Origin of the sequence: Flavisolibacter ginsengisoli DSM 18119, assembly GCF_900129295.1 — a bacterium.
GTDB classification, from domain to species: domain Bacteria; phylum Bacteroidota; class Bacteroidia; order Chitinophagales; family Chitinophagaceae; genus Flavisolibacter; species Flavisolibacter ginsengisoli.
The window spans coordinates 136,972-156,600 of sequence record NZ_FQUU01000006.1 but is presented as its reverse complement, the minus strand read 5'-3'; the positions used below and the strand labels follow the sequence as shown (position 1 = coordinate 156,600).

General features: G+C 39.3%; 15 protein-coding genes and 1 tRNA gene. 6 read left to right on the top strand and 10 right to left on the bottom strand.

Annotated features, from left to right (window positions below):
- Positions 1 to 4: 4 nt before the first annotated feature.
- Positions 5 to 2,344 carry a YfhO family protein gene (locus BUA53_RS09125; RefSeq protein ID WP_217652964.1) on the bottom strand — a complete coding sequence of 780 codons (2,340 nt, stop codon included), beginning with the start codon at positions 2,342 to 2,344 and terminating at the stop codon, positions 5 to 7.
- 562 nt (positions 2,345 to 2,906) lie between these two features.
- Here BUA53_RS09125 and BUA53_RS09115 point away from each other — a divergent pair.
- The gene (locus BUA53_RS09115) at positions 2,907 to 3,710 is read left to right on the top strand and encodes a queuosine precursor transporter (RefSeq protein ID WP_072835059.1); all 804 of its coding nucleotides are present in this window, start codon (positions 2,907 to 2,909) and stop codon (positions 3,708 to 3,710) included.
- A 15-nt stretch (positions 3,711 to 3,725) separates the two neighbouring features.
- Here BUA53_RS09115 and BUA53_RS09110 read toward each other — a convergent pair whose 3' ends face one another.
- From BUA53_RS09110 to BUA53_RS09095, 4 genes are all read right to left on the bottom strand, one after another.
- Entirely contained in the window at positions 3,726 to 4,190 is a 465-nt protein-coding gene (locus tag BUA53_RS09110; RefSeq protein WP_072835058.1) for an NUDIX hydrolase, read from the bottom strand.
- The gene (locus tag BUA53_RS09105) at positions 4,190 to 5,131 is read right to left on the bottom strand and encodes a magnesium transporter CorA family protein (RefSeq protein ID WP_072835057.1); all 942 of its coding nucleotides are present in this window, start codon (positions 5,129 to 5,131) and stop codon (positions 4,190 to 4,192) included. The genes BUA53_RS09110 and BUA53_RS09105 overlap by 1 nt, the downstream gene beginning before the upstream one ends.
- 86 nt (positions 5,132 to 5,217) lie before the next feature.
- A complete protein-coding gene (gene dapF, locus BUA53_RS09100) occupies positions 5,218 to 6,000 on the bottom strand; it encodes a diaminopimelate epimerase (protein ID WP_072835056.1) in 783 nt (260 codons plus the stop codon).
- A gap of 100 nt (positions 6,001 to 6,100) precedes the next feature.
- The gene (locus tag BUA53_RS09095) at positions 6,101 to 6,979 is read right to left on the bottom strand and encodes a nucleoside phosphorylase (protein WP_072835055.1); all 879 of its coding nucleotides are present in this window, start codon (positions 6,977 to 6,979) and stop codon (positions 6,101 to 6,103) included.
- 133 nt (positions 6,980 to 7,112) lie between these two features.
- Between BUA53_RS09095 and BUA53_RS09090 the strand changes: the two genes are divergently transcribed.
- From BUA53_RS09090 to BUA53_RS09075, 4 genes are all read left to right on the top strand, one after another.
- Positions 7,113 to 7,183: transfer RNA gene (locus tag BUA53_RS09090), tRNA-Cys, on the top strand.
- A gap of 42 nt (positions 7,184 to 7,225) precedes the next feature.
- Positions 7,226 to 7,564 carry a hypothetical protein gene (locus BUA53_RS09085; protein WP_072835054.1) on the top strand — a complete coding sequence of 113 codons (339 nt, stop codon included), beginning with the start codon at positions 7,226 to 7,228 and terminating at the stop codon, positions 7,562 to 7,564.
- Positions 7,565 to 7,593: 29 nt separating this feature from the next.
- On the top strand, positions 7,594 to 8,070 hold the full coding sequence (locus BUA53_RS09080) for an FKBP-type peptidyl-prolyl cis-trans isomerase (protein ID WP_072835053.1): 477 nt from the start codon (positions 7,594 to 7,596) through the stop codon (positions 8,068 to 8,070).
- Positions 8,071 to 8,115: 45 nt separating this feature from the next.
- Positions 8,116 to 9,540 carry an L-serine ammonia-lyase gene (locus BUA53_RS09075; protein ID WP_072835052.1) on the top strand — a complete coding sequence of 475 codons (1,425 nt, stop codon included), beginning with the start codon at positions 8,116 to 8,118 and terminating at the stop codon, positions 9,538 to 9,540.
- 12 nt (positions 9,541 to 9,552) lie between these two features.
- On the opposite strand, the gene BUA53_RS09070 is transcribed toward BUA53_RS09075, so the two are convergent.
- From BUA53_RS09070 to BUA53_RS09060, 3 genes are all read right to left on the bottom strand, one after another.
- Entirely contained in the window at positions 9,553 to 10,134 is a 582-nt protein-coding gene (locus tag BUA53_RS09070) for a hypothetical protein (protein WP_072835051.1), read from the bottom strand.
- Between the two features lie 117 nt (positions 10,135 to 10,251).
- The gene (gene mqnE / locus BUA53_RS09065; RefSeq protein ID WP_245793076.1) at positions 10,252 to 11,388 is read right to left on the bottom strand and encodes an aminofutalosine synthase MqnE; all 1,137 of its coding nucleotides are present in this window, start codon (positions 11,386 to 11,388) and stop codon (positions 10,252 to 10,254) included.
- Between the two features lie 103 nt (positions 11,389 to 11,491).
- Positions 11,492 to 13,783, bottom strand: a complete 2,292-nt coding sequence (locus BUA53_RS09060) for a M43 family zinc metalloprotease (protein WP_072835049.1) — start codon at positions 13,781 to 13,783, stop codon at positions 11,492 to 11,494.
- Positions 13,784 to 14,012: 229 nt separating this feature from the next.
- Here BUA53_RS09060 and BUA53_RS09055 point away from each other — a divergent pair, with 229 nt between their 5' ends.
- Positions 14,013 to 15,296 carry a nucleoside permease gene (locus tag BUA53_RS09055; RefSeq protein ID WP_072835120.1) on the top strand — a complete coding sequence of 428 codons (1,284 nt, stop codon included), beginning with the start codon at positions 14,013 to 14,015 and terminating at the stop codon, positions 15,294 to 15,296.
- Between the two features lie 69 nt (positions 15,297 to 15,365).
- Here BUA53_RS09055 and trxA read toward each other — a convergent pair whose 3' ends face one another.
- Both trxA and dnaE read right to left on the bottom strand, forming a co-directional pair.
- Complete coding sequence (gene trxA / locus BUA53_RS09050; RefSeq protein ID WP_072835048.1) at positions 15,366 to 15,686, bottom strand: thioredoxin; 321 nt, start codon at positions 15,684 to 15,686, stop codon at positions 15,366 to 15,368.
- A 170-nt stretch (positions 15,687 to 15,856) separates the two neighbouring features.
- Positions 15,857 to 19,486, bottom strand: coding sequence for a DNA polymerase III subunit alpha (gene dnaE, locus BUA53_RS09045; RefSeq protein WP_072835119.1), 3,630 nt, complete (start codon positions 19,484 to 19,486; stop codon positions 15,857 to 15,859).
- Between the last annotated feature and the right edge of the window lie 143 nt (positions 19,487 to 19,629).

The following is a 19,629-nucleotide window of genomic DNA, read 5'->3' as shown; positions in this document are numbered from 1 at the left end:
CATGTCAGGTCAATTTTACCTGCTTTGGCCTGATATTTAATATAACTGCAATCAATAGCCATACTAATATAATTATGCCTGCAATCAATGATATAGTGTCTCCCGTATAATATGAAGACGGATGAAAAACAAATTGTATTTGGTGTTGCCCTGCAGGAATAGAAAGGCCACGCAAAACATAGTTAGTTCTAAGAATAGGGGCTTCTTTCCCATCAATATAAGCCTTCCACCCCTTGTTATAATAAACCTCGCTGAATACGGCAAAGTTGCTGTTTGCGGAATTTGACTGGTATGTTGCTACATCGTTATCGTTTTTTACCAGATGTATAGAGGATGCGCTATCTTTTTGCTGTGTAATGGCAACCAGCTTTTCATCTTTTGAAAATAGTATTGCTGTATCTTTTGGATTAAAGTTATTCATTGCATTCATCACTGCTGAAGGTGTTGGTTCATACCTTACAGCATTTACAAACCATGCATCTCCCAAAGCTTCCGGATTAGTATATACCTGGTCGTTGCCTTTCTGATCTTTTTGAATTATGTATTTGGTATTCAGCATATTGGCCACAGGCATTGATTGTGGGAATTTCGATAACTGGTGTTCTATTAAATCCTGGTAGATACTAAGTTTAGCAGGATGATAGCCACCTATAGTTTTATGGAAATAAGACGGTAAAGCGTAACCTGATCCAAGTGCTGCAGCCATTCCCTGGCGTAGGTCAAAAACACGGTAATACGATGTATCCTGTAATATTTGTGCATCTGCAGCTGAAGGCGTAAAATTGGCCTGGTATTCAGCCTCATCCTGGTAGTGCTCTCCATTCAGGTATTTCGAATCAATACCCATTACATCAATAAAGGATAACAAACCTATAATTCCGAGTACTATTAATTCTTTTGAATTTTTGCGTATGCTTAACCATAACAAAAATGCTGCTGATGCAATGAATAAAAATGAACGTATTAAACTACCAAAAAACAAACCTTTACGATCTTCTTTTAATGCATCTAAAAAAGATCTGACATACCCTTTTGCCTGGTCGGGTGCTGAAGCTATTTGTGTTAAAAGAGCTTTATCACCATCGCTTTTATAATCGGCACTCATATAGATCAGTAAGAGAACTACGAAAATTCCTGCTGTTAAAAGAAGTCCTTTTTTATAACGCTGCCATAATTCTTCTTTGTTGTCATAGGTAACTATCTTCTGCAAGGTTAATATAGACATCATGCAGAATAAAAATGTAGGGATAACAATTGTCATGCTGGGTGCACGAAACTTGTTATAAAAAGGTAAAGTATTTAATAGAAAAGTATTAAAGCCATCAAAGAAACTGCCCCAACTCATCATAAAAGCTAATATTGAGGCTCCTAAAATCCACCATTTGTGTTTGTTATCTAACACAAAAAATCCAATCAATGCCAGGAAACATATTATAGCGCCACTGTAGGGAGGCCCTTGCGTGCCGCCGATTCCGCCCCAATAAGCTCCAAGATTGTATTGCAATTGTTGTGAAACTTCTGGTGGCATCTGGCGTAAGGCTTCTAAAGCTTTTGAATCGTCTTCAGCTACCTCCAGCGAACTACTGCCTCCATACATGCGAGGAACCATCATTACAAATGGTTCACTTTTATACATACTGTAGCTAAGCGCATAATCTTTACTTAATCCTGTTTTCGTTGTGTTGGAACTACTGTCTGCCAATTCACTCCCTCCACGGATAGATTCTTTAGCGTATTCATAAGTAGTAAAAAGAACAAGAGCATTACTTAATATCCCGAGTAAAACTGCAACTGCTGTAACAGAGCCTGCAACAACCAGGTGCTTTATTTGCTTTTGCCGCACCCATGATATTACATATCCAATTGTCATGAATAGCAAGATCAAAAATGTATAATATGCAATCTGGGGATGATTCATACCAATCAATAAGGCGGATGATAAACACGTCAGGGCACCCCCCAATAAGTATCGTTTTTCATAAACCAGTATAATAGATCCAACTAAGAAAGGCATCAATGCAATAGATTGCATTTTGGTATCATGTCCCGCTCCTATAATAATAACATTATAAGTGGCATATGCATATGCCAAACTTCCAATAATCCCTATATAGGGATTAACGCGCAACACCTGGGACAAAAAATAAAAACATACACATGCCAGGAAGAAAAAACTTATTGGTTTAGGTAGGTTTAAGGTTAATATATAATAAAATAATCCCGGCGAAATAGAATGCTGTGATTCCATTGCTATTTGATAAGCTGGCATACCGCTAAACATGCCATTTGTCCATAACGGAAAATGACCATGTGTTTCTTTGTATTTAAAAGAGTTTTCTGCCATGGCTTTCCACTGGGTAACGTCATGTTGCTGAAGTACTTTACCCTCTAAAACGGGCCTGCAATAAATTAAAGCCACAACCAAAAAAATAATTACAGCTATCAAGTGAGGAAGGACTCGTTTAAAGATTCCTTTATTCATATACCGGTTTTTAGATGGCGACAAAATAATGTTATTTTAAATGAATTATACCGGAGTTATATGGAAAAATCTGGTAAAGTTTAATTCCTTATTTTTAAAATACGAATAGTCAGAATAGTTTGATCAATAATTAGGTTTTCAATGCGTTGGCTTTTTTTTCTTTCCCGGCTGGCATTTATCTGTAATATCTTCTTTGTTTTTACCTTTTTCATACAGGTATCCAATTGGATGTCTGGGCTGGCAATTACCAGTACAATTGCCATTATCGGGTATTTATTGGCAGCTCTATTCAACCCTCTCGTTAATTTCTCTTACCTGGTGCTTGTATTGATTGGTAAAAAATTTTGGGCAATGATACCTTCCTGGTTAATCATTGCAAATATTGTTTTCTTAATTATGCAATTTATTTACATCCTATATTTAAATGATACACTACATACTTAAAGACAAACCTGCTAAGCTTTTTCTTGGAATTACCGCCTTTTTTTGCTGCAATGCTTTGATTGCAGAATCTATAGGAACCAAAATATTTTCATTAGAGAAATTATTTGGCTTTCATCCAGTAAACTTTAGTTTATTTGGTCAAAGTGGGCTTTCTTTTAACCTTACCTGTGGGGTATTATTATGGCCCCTGGAATTTGTAATCACCGATATAGTTAATGAGTATTACGGTCCTAAAGCTGTAAGGAGGATTTCTTTTACTGCTATAATTCTGATTTCCTATGCTTTTCTAATGTATTTCATTGCAATTGGGGTACCTCCAGCAGATTTCTGGATAGGGTCGGGAACATCCAATGGAATAAGTAATATGCAAACCTCTTTCAATGCCATTTTCGGACAAGGCATGCGTATCATCATCGGTAGCCTGGTTGCTTTTTTGGTAAGTCAACTGGTTGATGTCTATATATTCCACAGGATAAAAAGAATAACCGGCGACAGGAAGATTTGGTTAAGGGCTACCGGGTCAACTCTTGTTTCGCAGCTAATAGATAGCTACATAGTACTTTTTATTGCTTTTTCCGGCGTATTTACCTGGCAAATGATACTTGCTATAGGCATAATGAACTATATATACAAGGCTATAATGGCTTTGATCTTGACTCCTGTAATAGTTTTTGTAGAAAAAAAGATCGCAGATTATGTGGGTCACGATATAGCACACAAAATGAAGAAGGCAGCTATGGGGGAGGAAGATGATGGGTTTTTGAATATTCCTACTGCTGGCTAAAATCAAAGGGAGCGCTTACTTTCTGTTTTTAAGCATCCTGGCAACTATTTTATCAATTGGAAGTGTCACAGCCTCTTCGGAAAAGATCTCCCAATCTATAAAACGAAAACATTCTGTTTCCTGCTGTTCAGAATAAACCTTTAATTGGAATTCATCAAAATCAAATGGGATAGTGCTGATCCGGGTCGTAATGGCTTCAGTTGCCGTTACCAGGTAGTAGATGGAAATGATCTGCTGTCCGGGGTGAAATGCCGACAATTGAAAATAATCTGTTGTATAAAAATGCTCGCCGACTTCTACATTTAAATTCATTTCTTCCAGAAATTCCCGTCGAAGGCAATCCCTTGTGCCTTCCCCAAATTCGAGGCCTCCGCCTGGAAATTTTGTAAAATAATTACCCCTAATGTATTCATCACTTACCAACACCTGGTCTTTCTCATTTACAAGTACTCCATACACCCGTATATTAAAGGGAAACATTATTGGAATAATTTTTTTCTAAGGAAAAACCAACCGACCAGGATAGATATAGTTAGAGACAGCACTGCTACTATATAAAAGGCATATGGTGAATGTTCAAAACCACTCGGTACGTTCATGCCGAATAAACTGGCGATCAATACTGGAAAAGTGAGTACAATTGTAATTACAGCTAATCTTTTCAATACAAGGTTCTGATTGTTTGCAATTATACTGGCATAGGCATCAAGTGTGCTGCTCAGGATATTGGTGTAAATATTCGCCATTTCCAGGGCTTGCGAAGTATCAATAATAAGATCTTCCAGTATTTCCTTTTCTTCTTCACTTAACTTTAAAAAATTAGTACGCTCAAGTTTTATGAATAAAAGCTCATTCGATCGCAGGGCTGTCACAAAATAGACAAGACTTTTTTGAATACGCAGCAATTGCAATAATTGTTCATTCCGGTTAGCAACATAAAGTTGTTGTTCAAGAAGATTTCTTTTTTGGTTGATCTCCTTCAAATGATCCATAAAATCCTGGACTATCTTCTCAAATATTTTAAGCACCATCATGTTCTTCTTATCTGGATGACGATTTTGAAGAGTATTGAGGAACCTTTTAATGGCTGGATTTTCAAATGAGTTTACTGTTACTATCTGGTTATGCGTCAAAATAATACAGATAGGGATAGTGATATAATAGGCATCACTTTCATTGAAAGAATTATTTTCTGTGGGTGTTTTTAAAACTATTAGACGAACATTGTCTTCTTCTTCATACCTGCTTCTTTCGTCAATATCCAGTGAATCAGTCAAAAAATCTAATGGTATATCCAATTTGTCAGCTAATTCAGAAAACTCTTCTTGTCTTAATGGCGGGGATATATTGATCCAGGAACCCTTCTCTGGTTTGTCGATTTCTATTGTTTTTTGATTGGTATTGACAAAATATTTGATCACAGTACTTCTTTATTTAATAATTATAGGGTCCCCCGGTTCAGTTGAAATGTTTTAGTTGTCATTACCTTTTCCATAAATAGGCTTAATTAATCTATTTCAATAGTTCCCGAAAAAACTTTAACGGCTGGCCCACTCAGCCAGATATTTTTAAATGTATCTCCTTTTTTCTCGTATTCTACGCTTAATAGACCACCTTTCGTTTTTACTTCAACACGATTAAAACCACTATCATTATGCGCACTTACAAGAGCTGCTGCTGTAACGCCTGTGCCGCAAGAAAAAGTTTCATCTTCTACTCCTCTTTCATAGGTACGAACAATAATTCGGTCTGTTAATTCAGTTTGTTCAACAAAGTTGACATTAATGCCTTCTTTTTCAAATTCTTTATTGTGCCTTATCTCTTTTCCTTTTTTGTAAACATCCAGGTGCATTACGTCATTTGTGAACTGTACATAATGAGGTGAGCCTGTATTTAATATATAATCACCATGGTCATGCCTGACCTGGTTGACATCATTCATCTTCAGCGCAACAACCTTTTCATTAATATTCGCTTCATGCGGGCCATCAACAGCCAAAAAAGAAAAAGAGGTTTTGTCAATTCCTATATCATATGCAAATTGGGTGAGACACCGTCCCCCATTACCACACATCGTACTTTCCCGACCATCAGAATTATAATATTTCATTTCAAAATCATAACCTGGATGTGTATTTAACAGCATTAACCCATCGGCTCCAATCCCAAACCGTCTATCGCATAAGAATGCCACCTGCTGCCTGGTTAGAGAATCATATCTTTTATCCCGGTTATCCATTATTATGAAATCATTACCTGTCCCCTGGTATTTATAAAATTCAATTTGCATAGATCAATATTTTGTATCCATTTTGTTGCTATTTACCAAGCCTTATGAAATGATTCAAATTTAGAGCATTGTAACAGCATTAATTTCTTAGTAATAAGATTCAAAAGGAGTTGGAGATCACCTCTAATGTTTGTTGAATTAATTTATGTATAAGCTTATCGGCATCTTTCGTAAATTCTTTCTGAATCCTGTTTGCCACAATAGCATTTAAAGAAAGGCAATGATGACCTAATAATTTACCAAGGCCGTAGATGGCTGATGTTTCCATCTCAAAATTAGTGATCCTGTGTTGCCCAAAGGTAAATTCTGTTAACCTGTCAATCAGTTGCGGATTCTGGATACCAAGACGAAGGACTCTACCCTGGGGTCCATAAAACCCGGGACAGGTTACTGTTATGCCCTGGTGATACCCATTAACAAAATGTTTTAAAACAGAAGCACTGGCAGAAGAAATATAAGGATAGCAAACGTTAGAGTTTAACTGCGTATGGGTAACAAAAGATTGCAACAGTTGGTTTTCCTGTTCATTTTGCTCAAGCCTGTAATAGTTCAGCAAATTATCCAAACCCAATCCATGGGTAGAGGCTACTAAACTGTCCACAGGCACATCTTCCTGCAATGAACCGGAAGTGCCTACTCTGATGATATTCAATGATGTAAGTTCCGGCTTGATCTGCCTCGTTTCAAAATCAATATTAACCAGGGCATCCAATTCGTTCAGGACAATGTCAATGTTATCAGGCCCAATGCCCGTAGAAATAGCGGTGACCTTTTTCTTGCCCACAAAACCCGTATGAGAAATGAATTCCCTGTGTTGAAATTTGCTTTCTATAGAATCAAAATACTGACTAACCAGGTTGACCCGGTCAGGGTCTCCAACTGTTATAATGTTATGCGCCAATTCTTCGGGCCTTAAGTTTAAATGATAGACAGCTCCTCTTGAATTGATGATCAATTCCGATTCTGCAATTCTTTGCATGGTGGATTATTTCTGAATTGTTAAGCTACAAATGTACTTGGATTACTTAGTAAAAAAACCCTATTTTCGCTGCGCCTTAGACCCAGGTTTTGGCTGTTTGTAATTTACTATTACCTTCATCCCTGGAACCAATGGTACCTTGGCCGAGTGGCTAGGCTGAGCTCTGCAAAAGCTCCTACAGCAGTTCGAATCTGCTAGGTACCTCTTCTCCCGTTTCAGCTAAACCTGGACGGGATTTTTTTTAACATGATGACACCAGAAGAAGAACAGTTTTATTTGTACTGGCAGGATCAGAGAAAAAGAAAAAAGCAATTCCTGAGAAAGCTTTCTATCGGCATGCCATTAGGCGTATTGATAGCAGGTACATTATTGGTAAACTTATTTTCCGGTTGGTATAAAAAGGCTACAATGGTTTTAAACAGTGATCCTTCCCTGATCATTGTTATTCTTGTAGCTCTTATTGGTATTGTAATTTTTATCACTATTTTTTCGGCCTACCACCGTTGGGACAGGAATGAATCTCTCTACCAGGACCTCGTTAAAAAAAACACCGAAGAAAATGATTCTATGCAGCACCTTTCCTAAATATAAAGTCAACACTATAAAACGTAACTATGTTAAACAAGATATTCCTGGGATTTTTGATACTTGCCTCTTTTAGCGGTTGTTTAAAAGGAAAAAGCAACTACGAGTGTAATTATGATCCTTGTTCTTTTAAGGCTCCCGCCTCAGAGATACAAGCGGTTAAAGATTACCTTGATCTGCATAATATAACTGCTACGCAACATTGTAGTGGTCTTTTCTATAGTATAGATAATCCAGGGACAGGAGCTTCGCCTTTAGCTTGTGGTGGCGTAAGGGCCACTTATGTTGGTAAACTTACAGATGGTACTCAATTCGATGCCAATACTGCAGATTTTATGTTGAACAGCGTTATTAGAGGGTGGACCAATGGTATTCCTTTAATCAAACAAGGGGGCAAGATGCATTTGTATATCCCTCCATCCCTGGGATATGGCAGCAGTTCCATACCCAAAATACCGGCTAATTCTATTTTGATTTTTGATGTAACCCTTGATACCATATATTAAGAATTTATACCAAGACTTAAAATTACCTTTGCTCAAACTGTTCCCGTGGCACATGAAGCTATTTCCGTATTCGACATCTTTAAAATAGGGGTTGGGCCCTCAAGCTCTCACACATTAGGGCCCTGGCGGGCAGCACAACGATTCATTGAAACACTGGAAAATAATAAGCAGATAGAACAGGTTACTAACCTTACTATTTTGCTATATGGTTCACTGGCCAAGACAGGAAAAGGACATGGGACCAATATTGCAGTTCAATTGGGATTAGCAGGAGATGACCCTGTTACATTTGATGTAAACCAAATTACCCCCAAAATTCAGCAAATCGCTTCGGTTAAGAAGATAAGTCTTAATGGAAAGCATGAGATCAATTTTGATCCTATGGCAGACATTCATTTCCTTTTTTCCGAAACACTTCCCTTTCATCCAAACGCTTTAAGTTTTCTTGCATCTTTTGAAGACGGAAACTCCATTTCAGAAACCTATTATTCTATTGGTGGAGGATTTGTTATCAGGGAGGGCGAAGCTATTTCCAACGACCAGGCGCAAATTCCATTTCCTATAAATAATTCAGAGGAGCTATTGCATTGGTGTATGAAAACCGGCATGGCCATTCATGAAGTGGTTATGGAAAATGAATTGGCCTGGCGATCAGAGGCAGAAACAAACGCAGGCATTTTGAAGATCTGGGCTACGATGCGGGATTGTACATTCCGTGGTTGCCATACCTCAGGAACACTTCCAGGTGGGTTAAATGTAAGGCGCAGGGCAGCGGAACTTAGTAAAAAGTTATTAAAGGGCCAATCTTATGATAACCATGAAGACTGGTTTACAGCTATTCGCAAGGGAGGCAATTCTTTTCAATACATTCTTGATTGGGTAAGTTGCTTTGCATTGGCAGTTAACGAAGAAAATGCTTCTTTTGGAAGGGTAGTAACAGCCCCTACAAATGGTGCAGCTGGGGTGATACCGGCAGTGCTACAGTATTATATTGTTTTTCATGAGAATGTTACTGAAGAAAAGATCATCCAGTTTATGCTGACAGCTTCAGAAATTGGATGCATTTTTAAGAAGGGGGCCACCATTTCTGCAGCAATGGGTGGATGCCAGGCTGAAATAGGCGTTTCTTCAAGTATGGCTGCTGCAGCTCTTACGGAAGTTTTAGGCGGCACACAGCGACAGGCACTTATGGCTGCAGAAATAGCAATGGAACATCACCTGGGAATGACCTGCGACCCAATTGCTGGTTTGGTCCAGGTGCCATGTATAGAACGTAATACTATGGGTGCTATTAAAGCTATAACTGCTTCTCAACTGGCACTTCAAAGTTCTCCTGATTTTGCAAAAGTATCTTTGGATGCTGTAGTGGAAACCATGTGGGAAACCGCTCTTGATATGAACAGCAAGTACAAGGAAACTGCTGAAGGTGGCCTAGCTATCAATATTCCATTAAGTCTTAGTGAGTGCTAGGATGATCTTTGATCATCGTAACTTAACCTTAAATCTTCCATCACTGATAGTGGCTACATTTCCATTAGCCAAATATGCATAACCCGAAAATTTTCCTACGGTTAGACCGGTCTGGTTATCATAGTTTTCTATAGTTAAAGTGAAAGCAGTATTGGGTTGACTCATCAGGATATAACTACTACCTATATGGTCATAATAATAAAATGCCACCATACCGGCGTTAATATTTGATCTGTCGCTGTCCAATACCCATGGATTTAAATAAACGGTGATCACCAGGCCTGAATCAACAGAACATGTAGAAGGTCCGAAAAAAGTAAAGGAACTGCGTTCGATGTTGATAATAGCCGTATCAGCCTGTCCGCATAATGATGCGTTGTTAAGTTTAAATTTCCATGACCATAAAGCCAGGGAATCATTATTTATGCAATTGCTGCAGGAGGGAAAATCAATTTGCGTTATTGGTAAAGTATCAGCAACAGGAGCGGGGCTCCCTTCATAACTATATTCTTTCTGGCAACCTGTTATCAATATAAAGGCTAAAAAAGGCAGAATAAAATGTTCCCAATAGTTCTTCCACCATAGCTTTCGCATATAAACCAGCTTCGTACTTAAATATACGAAGGTTCCGGGCACGGCATTCAATGATAGTGAGATTCAAAAGAATAAAAAAAACCGCTGCAAAGTAGCGGTCCTATAAAATGTATCAGATCAATATACCTGTATAGTATTGTACAACGTATCTCTTTCTACAGGCACTCTATTTACTTGTTTGATCAATGTCACTATCTCTTCGGTAGTCATAGCCGGTGTTTGTTCTTCAGCACCCGCCATGGAGTAGATCTTGGTAGTGTCATCAATGGTTCCGTCAATATCATCAACCCCAAATGCCAGCGACAACTGGGCATTTTTGCGGCCCAACATCGGCCAGTAAGCTTTAATATGTGGGAAGTTGTCCATATACAACCTGGCAATGGCATATAATTTCAGATCTTCCACCAGGCTTACCTCAGGCACATGACTCATATCATTATCTCCATTGCGGAACTTTAGTGGAATGAATGTATTAAAACCGCCTGTTTTATCCTGTAACTGGCGCAGCCGCTCCATATGGTCAATACGATGTTCATATTTTTCAATATGACCGTATAACATGGTTGCGTTGCTATGCATGCCTGCATTATGAATAGCTTCATGTATCTCCAGCCATCCTTCGGCATCAACTTTATCAGCACAGATTTGCTGCCTGATCTCTTCATCAAAGATCTCAGCTCCACCGCCAGGTATAGAATTTAAACCGGCTTCCTTAAGAATCTTTACCCCTTCTTCAATACTAACCTTTGCTTTTCTGAACATATAGTCCAGTTCAACTGCGGTAAATGCTTTTATGTGCAAGTCAGGCCTGTGTGCACGGATGGACTTTAGCAGGTCAGCGAAGAAATATAGATTCATTTTCGGGTGAACTCCACCTACTATGTGAACTTCTGTTTCAGGCTTGTTGTCATACTTTTTCACGATGTTTAGCATGTCCTCCATACTTAACTCCCAACCTTCTTCTCTTTGTGCATATAACTTTGAATACGCACAAAAATTACAGGAGAAAACACAAACATTAGTGGGTTCAATATGAAAATTACGGTTGAAGTACGTGTTATTTCCATGAAGCTTTTCTCTTACATGGTTAGCCAGGGAACCTACAAAGCCTAATGAAGCTTCATTAAAAAGCAATAAGCCCTCCGATGCATCAATTCTCTCGCCATTATATATCTTTTGAGCAATACCCTGTAATCGTGGATTGTTATTAATAAAGGGTACTTTTTCCGTAGCTGCTTCTATCATAGAATTCATTTGCGAAGCAAAGTTAAGCTGTATGCTCAATTGCTACATGATCCAGGTCAATTTGAGAATTATTTAACCTGTTAATTATCATTAAAGTGCACCTTCCAGGCAGCTAATACTTCACAATTTGTTGAGTGATGTTTTTTCTTGTATCCAGGTATTGCAGCCGGACAAAATAGATCCCTGAAGGCTTGCCTAACAGATCAATAGGAATATAATTTTCAGCGTTTCCTTTATACTCCTGCGTCAGCATTAACTGCCCTAAAGAATTGTAAACCCTTATGAAGCGAAGGTCTGTAGGCTGATGGTAGTGCCAAACAACAAAATTTTGTCTGAATGGATTTGGTAACACCAGGTAGCCTTGCGATTTTAATAAGGCTGGTACTACACTGGTCATTACATTGATATTGTCAAGGAATATATTATTCTCAAAATTATTGGTAACTCTGAAGAACAACTGGATGGGGCTTTGTCCTGAGAAGCTTGTTAGGTCTACATTTTCCTTTCTCCACTGATCGGGAGTGGGAATGAATTCATCCGTTTGAGGAGTGTCTACTGTTCGGAGTTCCTTTCCCCATTTTTTGTAAACTGTGGTAAATGTAGTGCCACAATCTTTACTCACCAATATCTGCAGGGTATCCATTGTTACTGATGGATCTGATGGGTCGCTGTAAGTAGCCGCCGCCAGGTCAAAAGATAGCTTCACTGAGTCTATGCCCACAGGGTTAAAACTTATTCTTGGCGAAACCAGGTCATCCACTTCATTATTCTTATCGTAATTAAAAGTGTTCATGTATGCTGAACCCGGATTGCCTTTTCCTGCTTCATGCCTTTGCCAGGTGACGCCTCCATCCGGATTGATCAACGACCAGTTAACAGGTGGGAAAGTGGTGCTTAAAAAATTCTCTGTAAAAGGAACTGTAGTGGATCCATTTACAGTGAAACTGGTAGTTATAGAATCATTCGCTGGCACCTGGTCTGTATTGCCATTTGGATTGGAAGTAAAATACCTGATCTCATGGTTCCCTGCATTAATAGAAATTGGATCAAAAGACACAACTGCAGATGCACCTAACGCCAGGTTTACTGTAAATGTTTTAGTTATTGCCGTGCCGTCATCAATTTGATAGCCGACTGTGACAGTGGTTAAAGTTGTGGAAGCATTATTTACTATACGCACTTTTGGCACAAAAGAACCTGCGCAAAAAACCACTGAAGAATAATATTTCGAATTGCATCCTATCAACTCAACACCACCAGGGTTTACACTTTCCAGGGGACTGGCGTCTCTTGTTATGGTGCTGGCAGGAGGCTGGCATCCCAGGGATGTTTTTAATGATCCGCGGCAATGATCCAGTACCCATTCCATGCGTTCCACCTGTTTTTTAGTAAACATGGTAAGACAGGCATCTAAGGAATAATCCATAAAGTTCTGATACATCTTGCCTGGAGTAGTTGTTGCGCAGGCATCTGTAACTTCTCCCACAGAACAATTTGTTGTTTCTCCACCCTGGTTAGGAGTATCTCCTATATCAGCAGAAGTATTTCCACTTCCCGGTGGGTTAAACAATCCGGCGGGAAGCGAACAGGTAGACTGTACCTCGGTAAGATTTCTGAAATCATCACCCGAACAGCCATTGTCATCTCCCCAAATATGCATCAAACCCAGATAGTGCCCTATTTCATGCGTTGCAGAACGTCCTTTGCTATAATCCGGTAATGTATAACAAACATTGGAACCCCAACTTTGATAATTGATGAATACACCATCTTCAGCAACAGGTGTAGTGCCTGGAAAATGAGCATATCCAAGAATTTCTCCACTACCATCATCATTACCAATCCATAAGTTTAAGTAAGAATTTGGATCCCATTGATCAAGGCCTCCTTTTGACTGATATTTGATAGGGTCTTCAGTACTTAGCGGACTTGATGTTGTTGTGCTGGTCCTGCGTTCTATTCCTGAAGTGAGTTGTCCGCCAGGCGTTCTTTTAGCAAGGCAAAACTGTATCATGCTATGGCCCCTTAAAGCAAGGAAAGTGGCAGAAGCATTGCTGCTGTCACCATTAATTCCTGCAAAATCCAGGTTCAACCGGTCTATTTGCGATTGAACGTCTGCATCGGTAACAACATACGGATTTGGTAAAACAATGTGTACAACCATAGGAATGGTTACTACAGCATTTAACCTGTAAGATGAAATAAAGGGTCCTGTATTAGTATTCGCATTCCTTTGGTTATTGTTAGCACGCGAAAGCAGATCATTTGAAAAAAGTTTTTCCAATCGCTGCATGGTAACACACCTGGTAATTTGTTTATTGCTTTCAGTTTTTTGAGCAAAGGAATTAAAAGTTAATACCGAACAAATAACTGTAAGTAAAACAAAAAAATAAACCTTTTTCAAGCAGGTAAATATTTATTTAAAGTAAGGCTATTAAAAGAGGATACCCCTTACAACAATAATAACTCATTTCCTGAATATAATACGAAGAAACTGGCTGGGCGTCTATCAAATGACCGTCATTTTTTACATCCTGAAGTTTCTTATTATACATGTAAGACAACTAGCTTTATTTTTTGCTTTTAGTAAAAAAGCTATCTTTCATTTTTTAAATCAAAACAGCAATTGCAACATGAATATTAAGCTTCGTCTTACTGTAATGAATTTTTTGCAGTTTTTCGTTTGGGGTTCCTGGTTGATCACTATTGGAGCTTTTTGGTTTCAATACAAGCAATGGGCTCCTGATAAATTTGGGTATATATTCTCTACAATGGGAATAGCTTCTCTTTTCATGCCTTCCATTGCTGGTTACCTTGCCGATAAATATATTAACGCCGAAAAATTATATGGCATTTTCCATATTTGTGGCGGTATTGTGTTGTTTTGCCTCCCGTTAGTTACTACTCCCACCTGGTTCTTTTGGGTTCTATTGCTGAATATGTGTTTTTACATGCCCACTATTGCTTTGTCAAATGCGGTTGCCTATGCTGCACTGAAGAAAAGCGGCAATAATGTAGTGAAGGATTTTCCCCCGATACGTGTATGGGGAACCATTGGATTTATCGTTGCCCTATGGGTTGTTAGCTTGCTTCATTTTGAAACCTCGCCTAAGCAGTTTTATGTGGCTTCATTGGCTTCCATATTATTAGGTGTATATTCCTTTACATTGCCACCTTCACCACCCCAAATAAAAACATTAAAACTGGGCGAAGGCACACAAGCGGCTCTTGGGTTTAGCACGTTTGCTTTATTTAAGAATTACAAGATGGCAATGTTCTTTGTATTTGCCATGCTATTGGGTGCAGCATTGCAATTGACCAATGCTTATGGCGATACTTTCCTGCACGATTTTGCCAATAACCCGGATTACAAGGGAACAATGGCTGTAAGGTATCCGGCTATCATTATGTCAATATCACAGATATCAGAAACTCTTTTTATCCTCGCCATACCATTTTTTCTTCGCCGCTTTGGTATAAAGCAGGTCATGCTAATAAGCATGGTTGCATGGGTGCTGCGTTTTGGTCTGTTTGCATACGGCGATCCAGGAAATGGATTGTGGATGATCATACTTTCCTGTATTGTTTACGGCATGGCCTTCGACTTTTTTAACATTTCGGGATCACTATTTGTTGAAACTGAAACAAGTCCTGCCATCCGCGCCAGCGCACAAGGATTATTTATGATGATGACCAATGGAGTAGGTGCCATTCTGGGAAGTCTCATTAGTGGAATGGTAATACAGCATTATTTCACCAATGCAGATAACAGCAAGGACTGGCATGGCATCTGGATCACTTTCGCCCTATATGCATTAGTGGTGGCCGTGCTGTTCCTGTTCTTATTCAAACATAAACATGTAGCCAGCAAAAGAGAGATCAGTGAAGCAGAAACCCTTGAGATGACCCCACATTAAATTATTTTAATAAATAAAAAAACCCTGGAAGCATTTCCAGGGTTTTTTTATTACAAGTATCATTAATGTTTAGCTTAGATGAGCTTCTATCTTTTTTACAAAATTTCCTTTGGGTTGAGCGCCTACCAGCTTGTCAACAACCTGTCCATTTTTTATGAAAAGAATAGCGGGAATTGAAGTAATTCCATAATTCATACTTACCTGTGGATTCTCATCAACGTTCACCTTGCCAACATTGACCTTACCATCGTATTCTTTAGATAGCTCGTCGATAACTGGCCCGATAGCGCGACAAGGACCACACCATTCAGCCCAAAAGTCAACAACGGTTAATTTTTCAGAGCTAAGTACTTCATTTTGAAAATTAGAATCTGTGAATGCTTTTGCCATATTTCTTATTTTAAAATAGTCAAACTTTTAAATGAATCTGCAAATTTAACTCCAACACCTGTTCAAAGGAACAGTTGTCAGTTAATGTTTCATTTTTGGCAGCCTTATCAATTTAATACAAATCTTGTTCTCCGGTTTAAAACTTCTAAAAATTGCTTTGATTGACTTCCTTACAAGGCTGTAACCTGGACTTCTATTTCAGGCTTGTTTTGAAGGAAATCTATCAGATCTGTATTCATTTCCAGGCCACTATCTAATGTTACAAGGTTAGCTTTCATAGCAGTTTTGGGTTCAGACAAGATCAGTCTCAGGGATGATTTCCCCGGGTATTTCTTTATATTTTCTTCCAGGAAGTCAATCATATCCTTTTCCACATTCCTGACATCAATTTCCAATTGCACTTGCTTTGTTAACTGTCGCTTAACATTTTCTGCAAGAGCAATGCTGCTTACCTTAAACTCATACTCAGCTTTATTGAATCTTTGCTTAAATGAGCCTACTAACATTACAGCCTGGCCATTCTGCAGGTAAGCATTATAGCGTACATAATCATCTCCAAATAATACGATCTCAGTTTTGCCGGAATAATCTTCCAACACAAAAGAACCGAATTTATTTCCCTGCCTTGAAATCCTGTGATTGGCCGCAGAAACCAGGCATAACAATTTGTAAGTCTTGCCAGAACTGGCCAGCAATTGAGAATCCTTTATTTCATTAAAATCTTCAACATTGGTAATCCCATAATGTTGAATCTCAAACTTGTAATGATCTAATGGATGCCCACTCAGGTAAATACCCGTGACTTCCTTCTCCTTATCTAATTGCTCTGTTAATGACCATTGCGGGCAATTTGGTATAGTGGGGGTTTTTATATCTAAAACTGCGGGCAGATCACCGAAAAGAGTATTAGAGGTATTTACGGATTGGGCCTGCACAATACTTCCGAATTTTGTGATCTTCTCAAGACCTGTCTGTGATTCGCCCTCCGGTACACAGAAATATTGAGCCCTGTGCAATTGGGGAAAGGTATCAAATGCTCCGGCATAGATCAGGCTTTCCAGTGTTCTTTTGTTTACAGCCCTTTGATTGATCCTTTTGATAAAATCAAACGGGTCTTTGAATGGGCCGTCTTTTTTACGCTCCAGTATAATGTTTTCAATAGCGTTTTCACCTACTCCTTTCAATCCTCCCAGGCCAAAACGAATTTCACCTGCGTCATTTACGGCAAAACCTTTTTGAGATTCATTGATATCGGGTCCCAGTACTTTTATGCCCATACGCTTACATTCTTCCATAAAGAAGGTAAGCTTTTCAATAGCGTTGGCATGGTTCAATACGGCCGACATGTATTCGGCAGGGTAGTGGGCCTTTAAATACGCTGTCTGGTAAGCTACAAAAGCGTAGCAAGTTGAATGCGATTTATTAAATGCATATTGAGCAAAGGCTTCCCAATCGGTCCAGATTTTATCAAGCGATTCTTTTTTGTGGCCAAGTGCCGTAGCCCCTTCCACGAACTTGCTCTTCATCTTGTCCAGGGTCTTCCTGTCCTTTTTACCCATGGCCTTCCGCAAAACGTCTGCATCACCTTTTGAAAAGTTAGCCAGTTTTTGCGCAAGCAGCATCACCTGTTCCTGGTATACAGTAATACCATATGTTTCTTTCAGAAATTCTTCCATTTCCGGCAGATCATATTGCACTTCTTCACGTCCGTGTTTGCGGTCAACATATTGCGGTATATAAGCCATTGGTCCGGGACGGTACAATGCGTTCATCGCAATGAGATCTGCAAATTGGTCGGGCTTCAGTTCTTTCAGGTATTTCTGCATACCCGGACTTTCAAACTGGAAGGTGGCAATGGTATCCCCGCACTGGTATAGTTCGTAGGTTTGCTTGTCATCAAGCGGTATCTCATCTATTTCAATATCCACTCCGTGCTTTTCCTTAATCATGATCAGGGCATCACGAATAATAGAAAGCGTTTTTAACCCGAGGAAGTCCATTTTAATAACCCCGGAGTCTTCAATGATACTTCCTTCTATCTGTGTAATACAAAGGTCAGTTTCTTTGGAGGTAAATACGGGGATCAGGTCTGTGAGATCCTTTGGCGCAATAATAATTCCTGCGGCATGAATACCTGTGTTTCTTACCGATCCCTCCAGTCGTTCTGCCTCATGCAGTACTTCACTTTGCAGCGATTTACTATTGTATATTTCTCTTAACCGTTTTGCATTTTCAATATCCTCACTGCTGTATTCATCATCCAGTGGCTTATCACCGTCCTTGGCAGTAAGCGGGGCATGTAAAACCCTGTATAGTTTAGTACCTGGTTTGTCCGGCACCAGTTTGGCAAGGCCATTGGATTCTGCCAATGGCAGGTCCATTACCCTGGCTACATCTTTTATGCTTGATTTGGCTGCCATGGTACCATAGGTAACGATCTGGGCTACCTGGTTTTTGCCATATTTTTGAACAACATAATCAATCACTTTCTGGCGTCCTTCATCGTCAAAATCCGTATCAATATCGGGCATTGACTTCCTGTCCGGGTTCAGGAACCTTTCAAAAAGCAGGTTATACTTGATGGGGTCTATATTAGTAATGCCGATACAATACGCTACAGCGCTTCCCGCAGCTGATCCACGTCCGGGTCCCACAAATACTCCCAGGTCACGGCCCGCCTTGATAAAATCACTTACAATAAGAAAATATCCCGCAAACCCCATGGTGCGGATGGTAAACAATTCAAAATCAAGTCGCTCCCTGATATCTTCAGTTATCTCTGAATAGCGTTGCTTCGCTCCTTCATAGGTAAGGTGTTTTAAAAACTCCCATTGGTTCAGGTTGGAATCGTCATGAATCTGGAATTCTTTAGGTAAAGGAAAGGCAGGGAGTAAAATATCTCTCTTCAGGTTTAATAATTCCACCTTGTCTACTATCTCGCCTGTATTATCAATGGCCTCGGGAAGGTCCCTGAAGGTCTTGATCATTTCATCGGATTTCTTAAAATAGAACTGGTCGTTAGGAAAGGCAAACCTTCGTCCTTTGGCATTTACATCATCATCGGAGAAATCTCCCAGTTTTTCTGTAGCCTGTTTTTCACCTGTGTTGATACAAAGAAGAATGTCATGGGCATTATAATCTGATTGGTCTACGTAGTGGGAGTCATTTGAAGCTATGATCTTAACCCCGTATTTACGGGCAAATTTAATCAGGACCTCATTTACCTTGTCTTGCTCAGCCATCCCATGACGCTGAAACTCCACATAGTAATCCTCTCCAAAAAGGTCCAGCCACCATTTGAATTCTTTTTCGGCCTCAGCTTCCGAGCCTCTCATAATAGCCTGCGGCACCATCGCACCCAGGCAGCAGGTTGTAGCAATAAGTCCCTCTTTATATTTTACGATCAGTTCTTTATCAACCCTTGGATATTTGCTGTAAAGACCTTCCATGTATCCAAGAGAGGTCAGTTTTACCAGGTTTTTGTAGCCTGTTTCATTTTTGGCTAGAAGTATCTGGTGAAAGCGTTTGTCCTTCTCGTCTTTTGTAAAAGTTTTTCTATGCCTGTCTACAGCCACATAGAATTCGCATCCTACAATAGGCTTCACCTTTGGTTTGCCATTCTCATCGAGGTTTTTATAAGCCTGGGAAACAAATTCAAAGACACCGAACATGTTTCCATGATCAGATATGGCTAAGGCGGGCATGCCATCATCAATTGCCTTCTTATAAAGACCGGAAATAGAGGCAGCACCATCCAGAAGCGAGTATTGAGTATGTACGTGTAAATGTGAAAATTTCATAATCTGTAATCCTCTTGAAATGAACCATAGTAAATGATCCAGGGACAAATATTCTGCAAGAAACAACGAAGTTGGCAATAATTCCTTTAACAAATCGTTGATAGTAATCCACAATCTGTGGGAAAAAATCTATATTTTCGTTT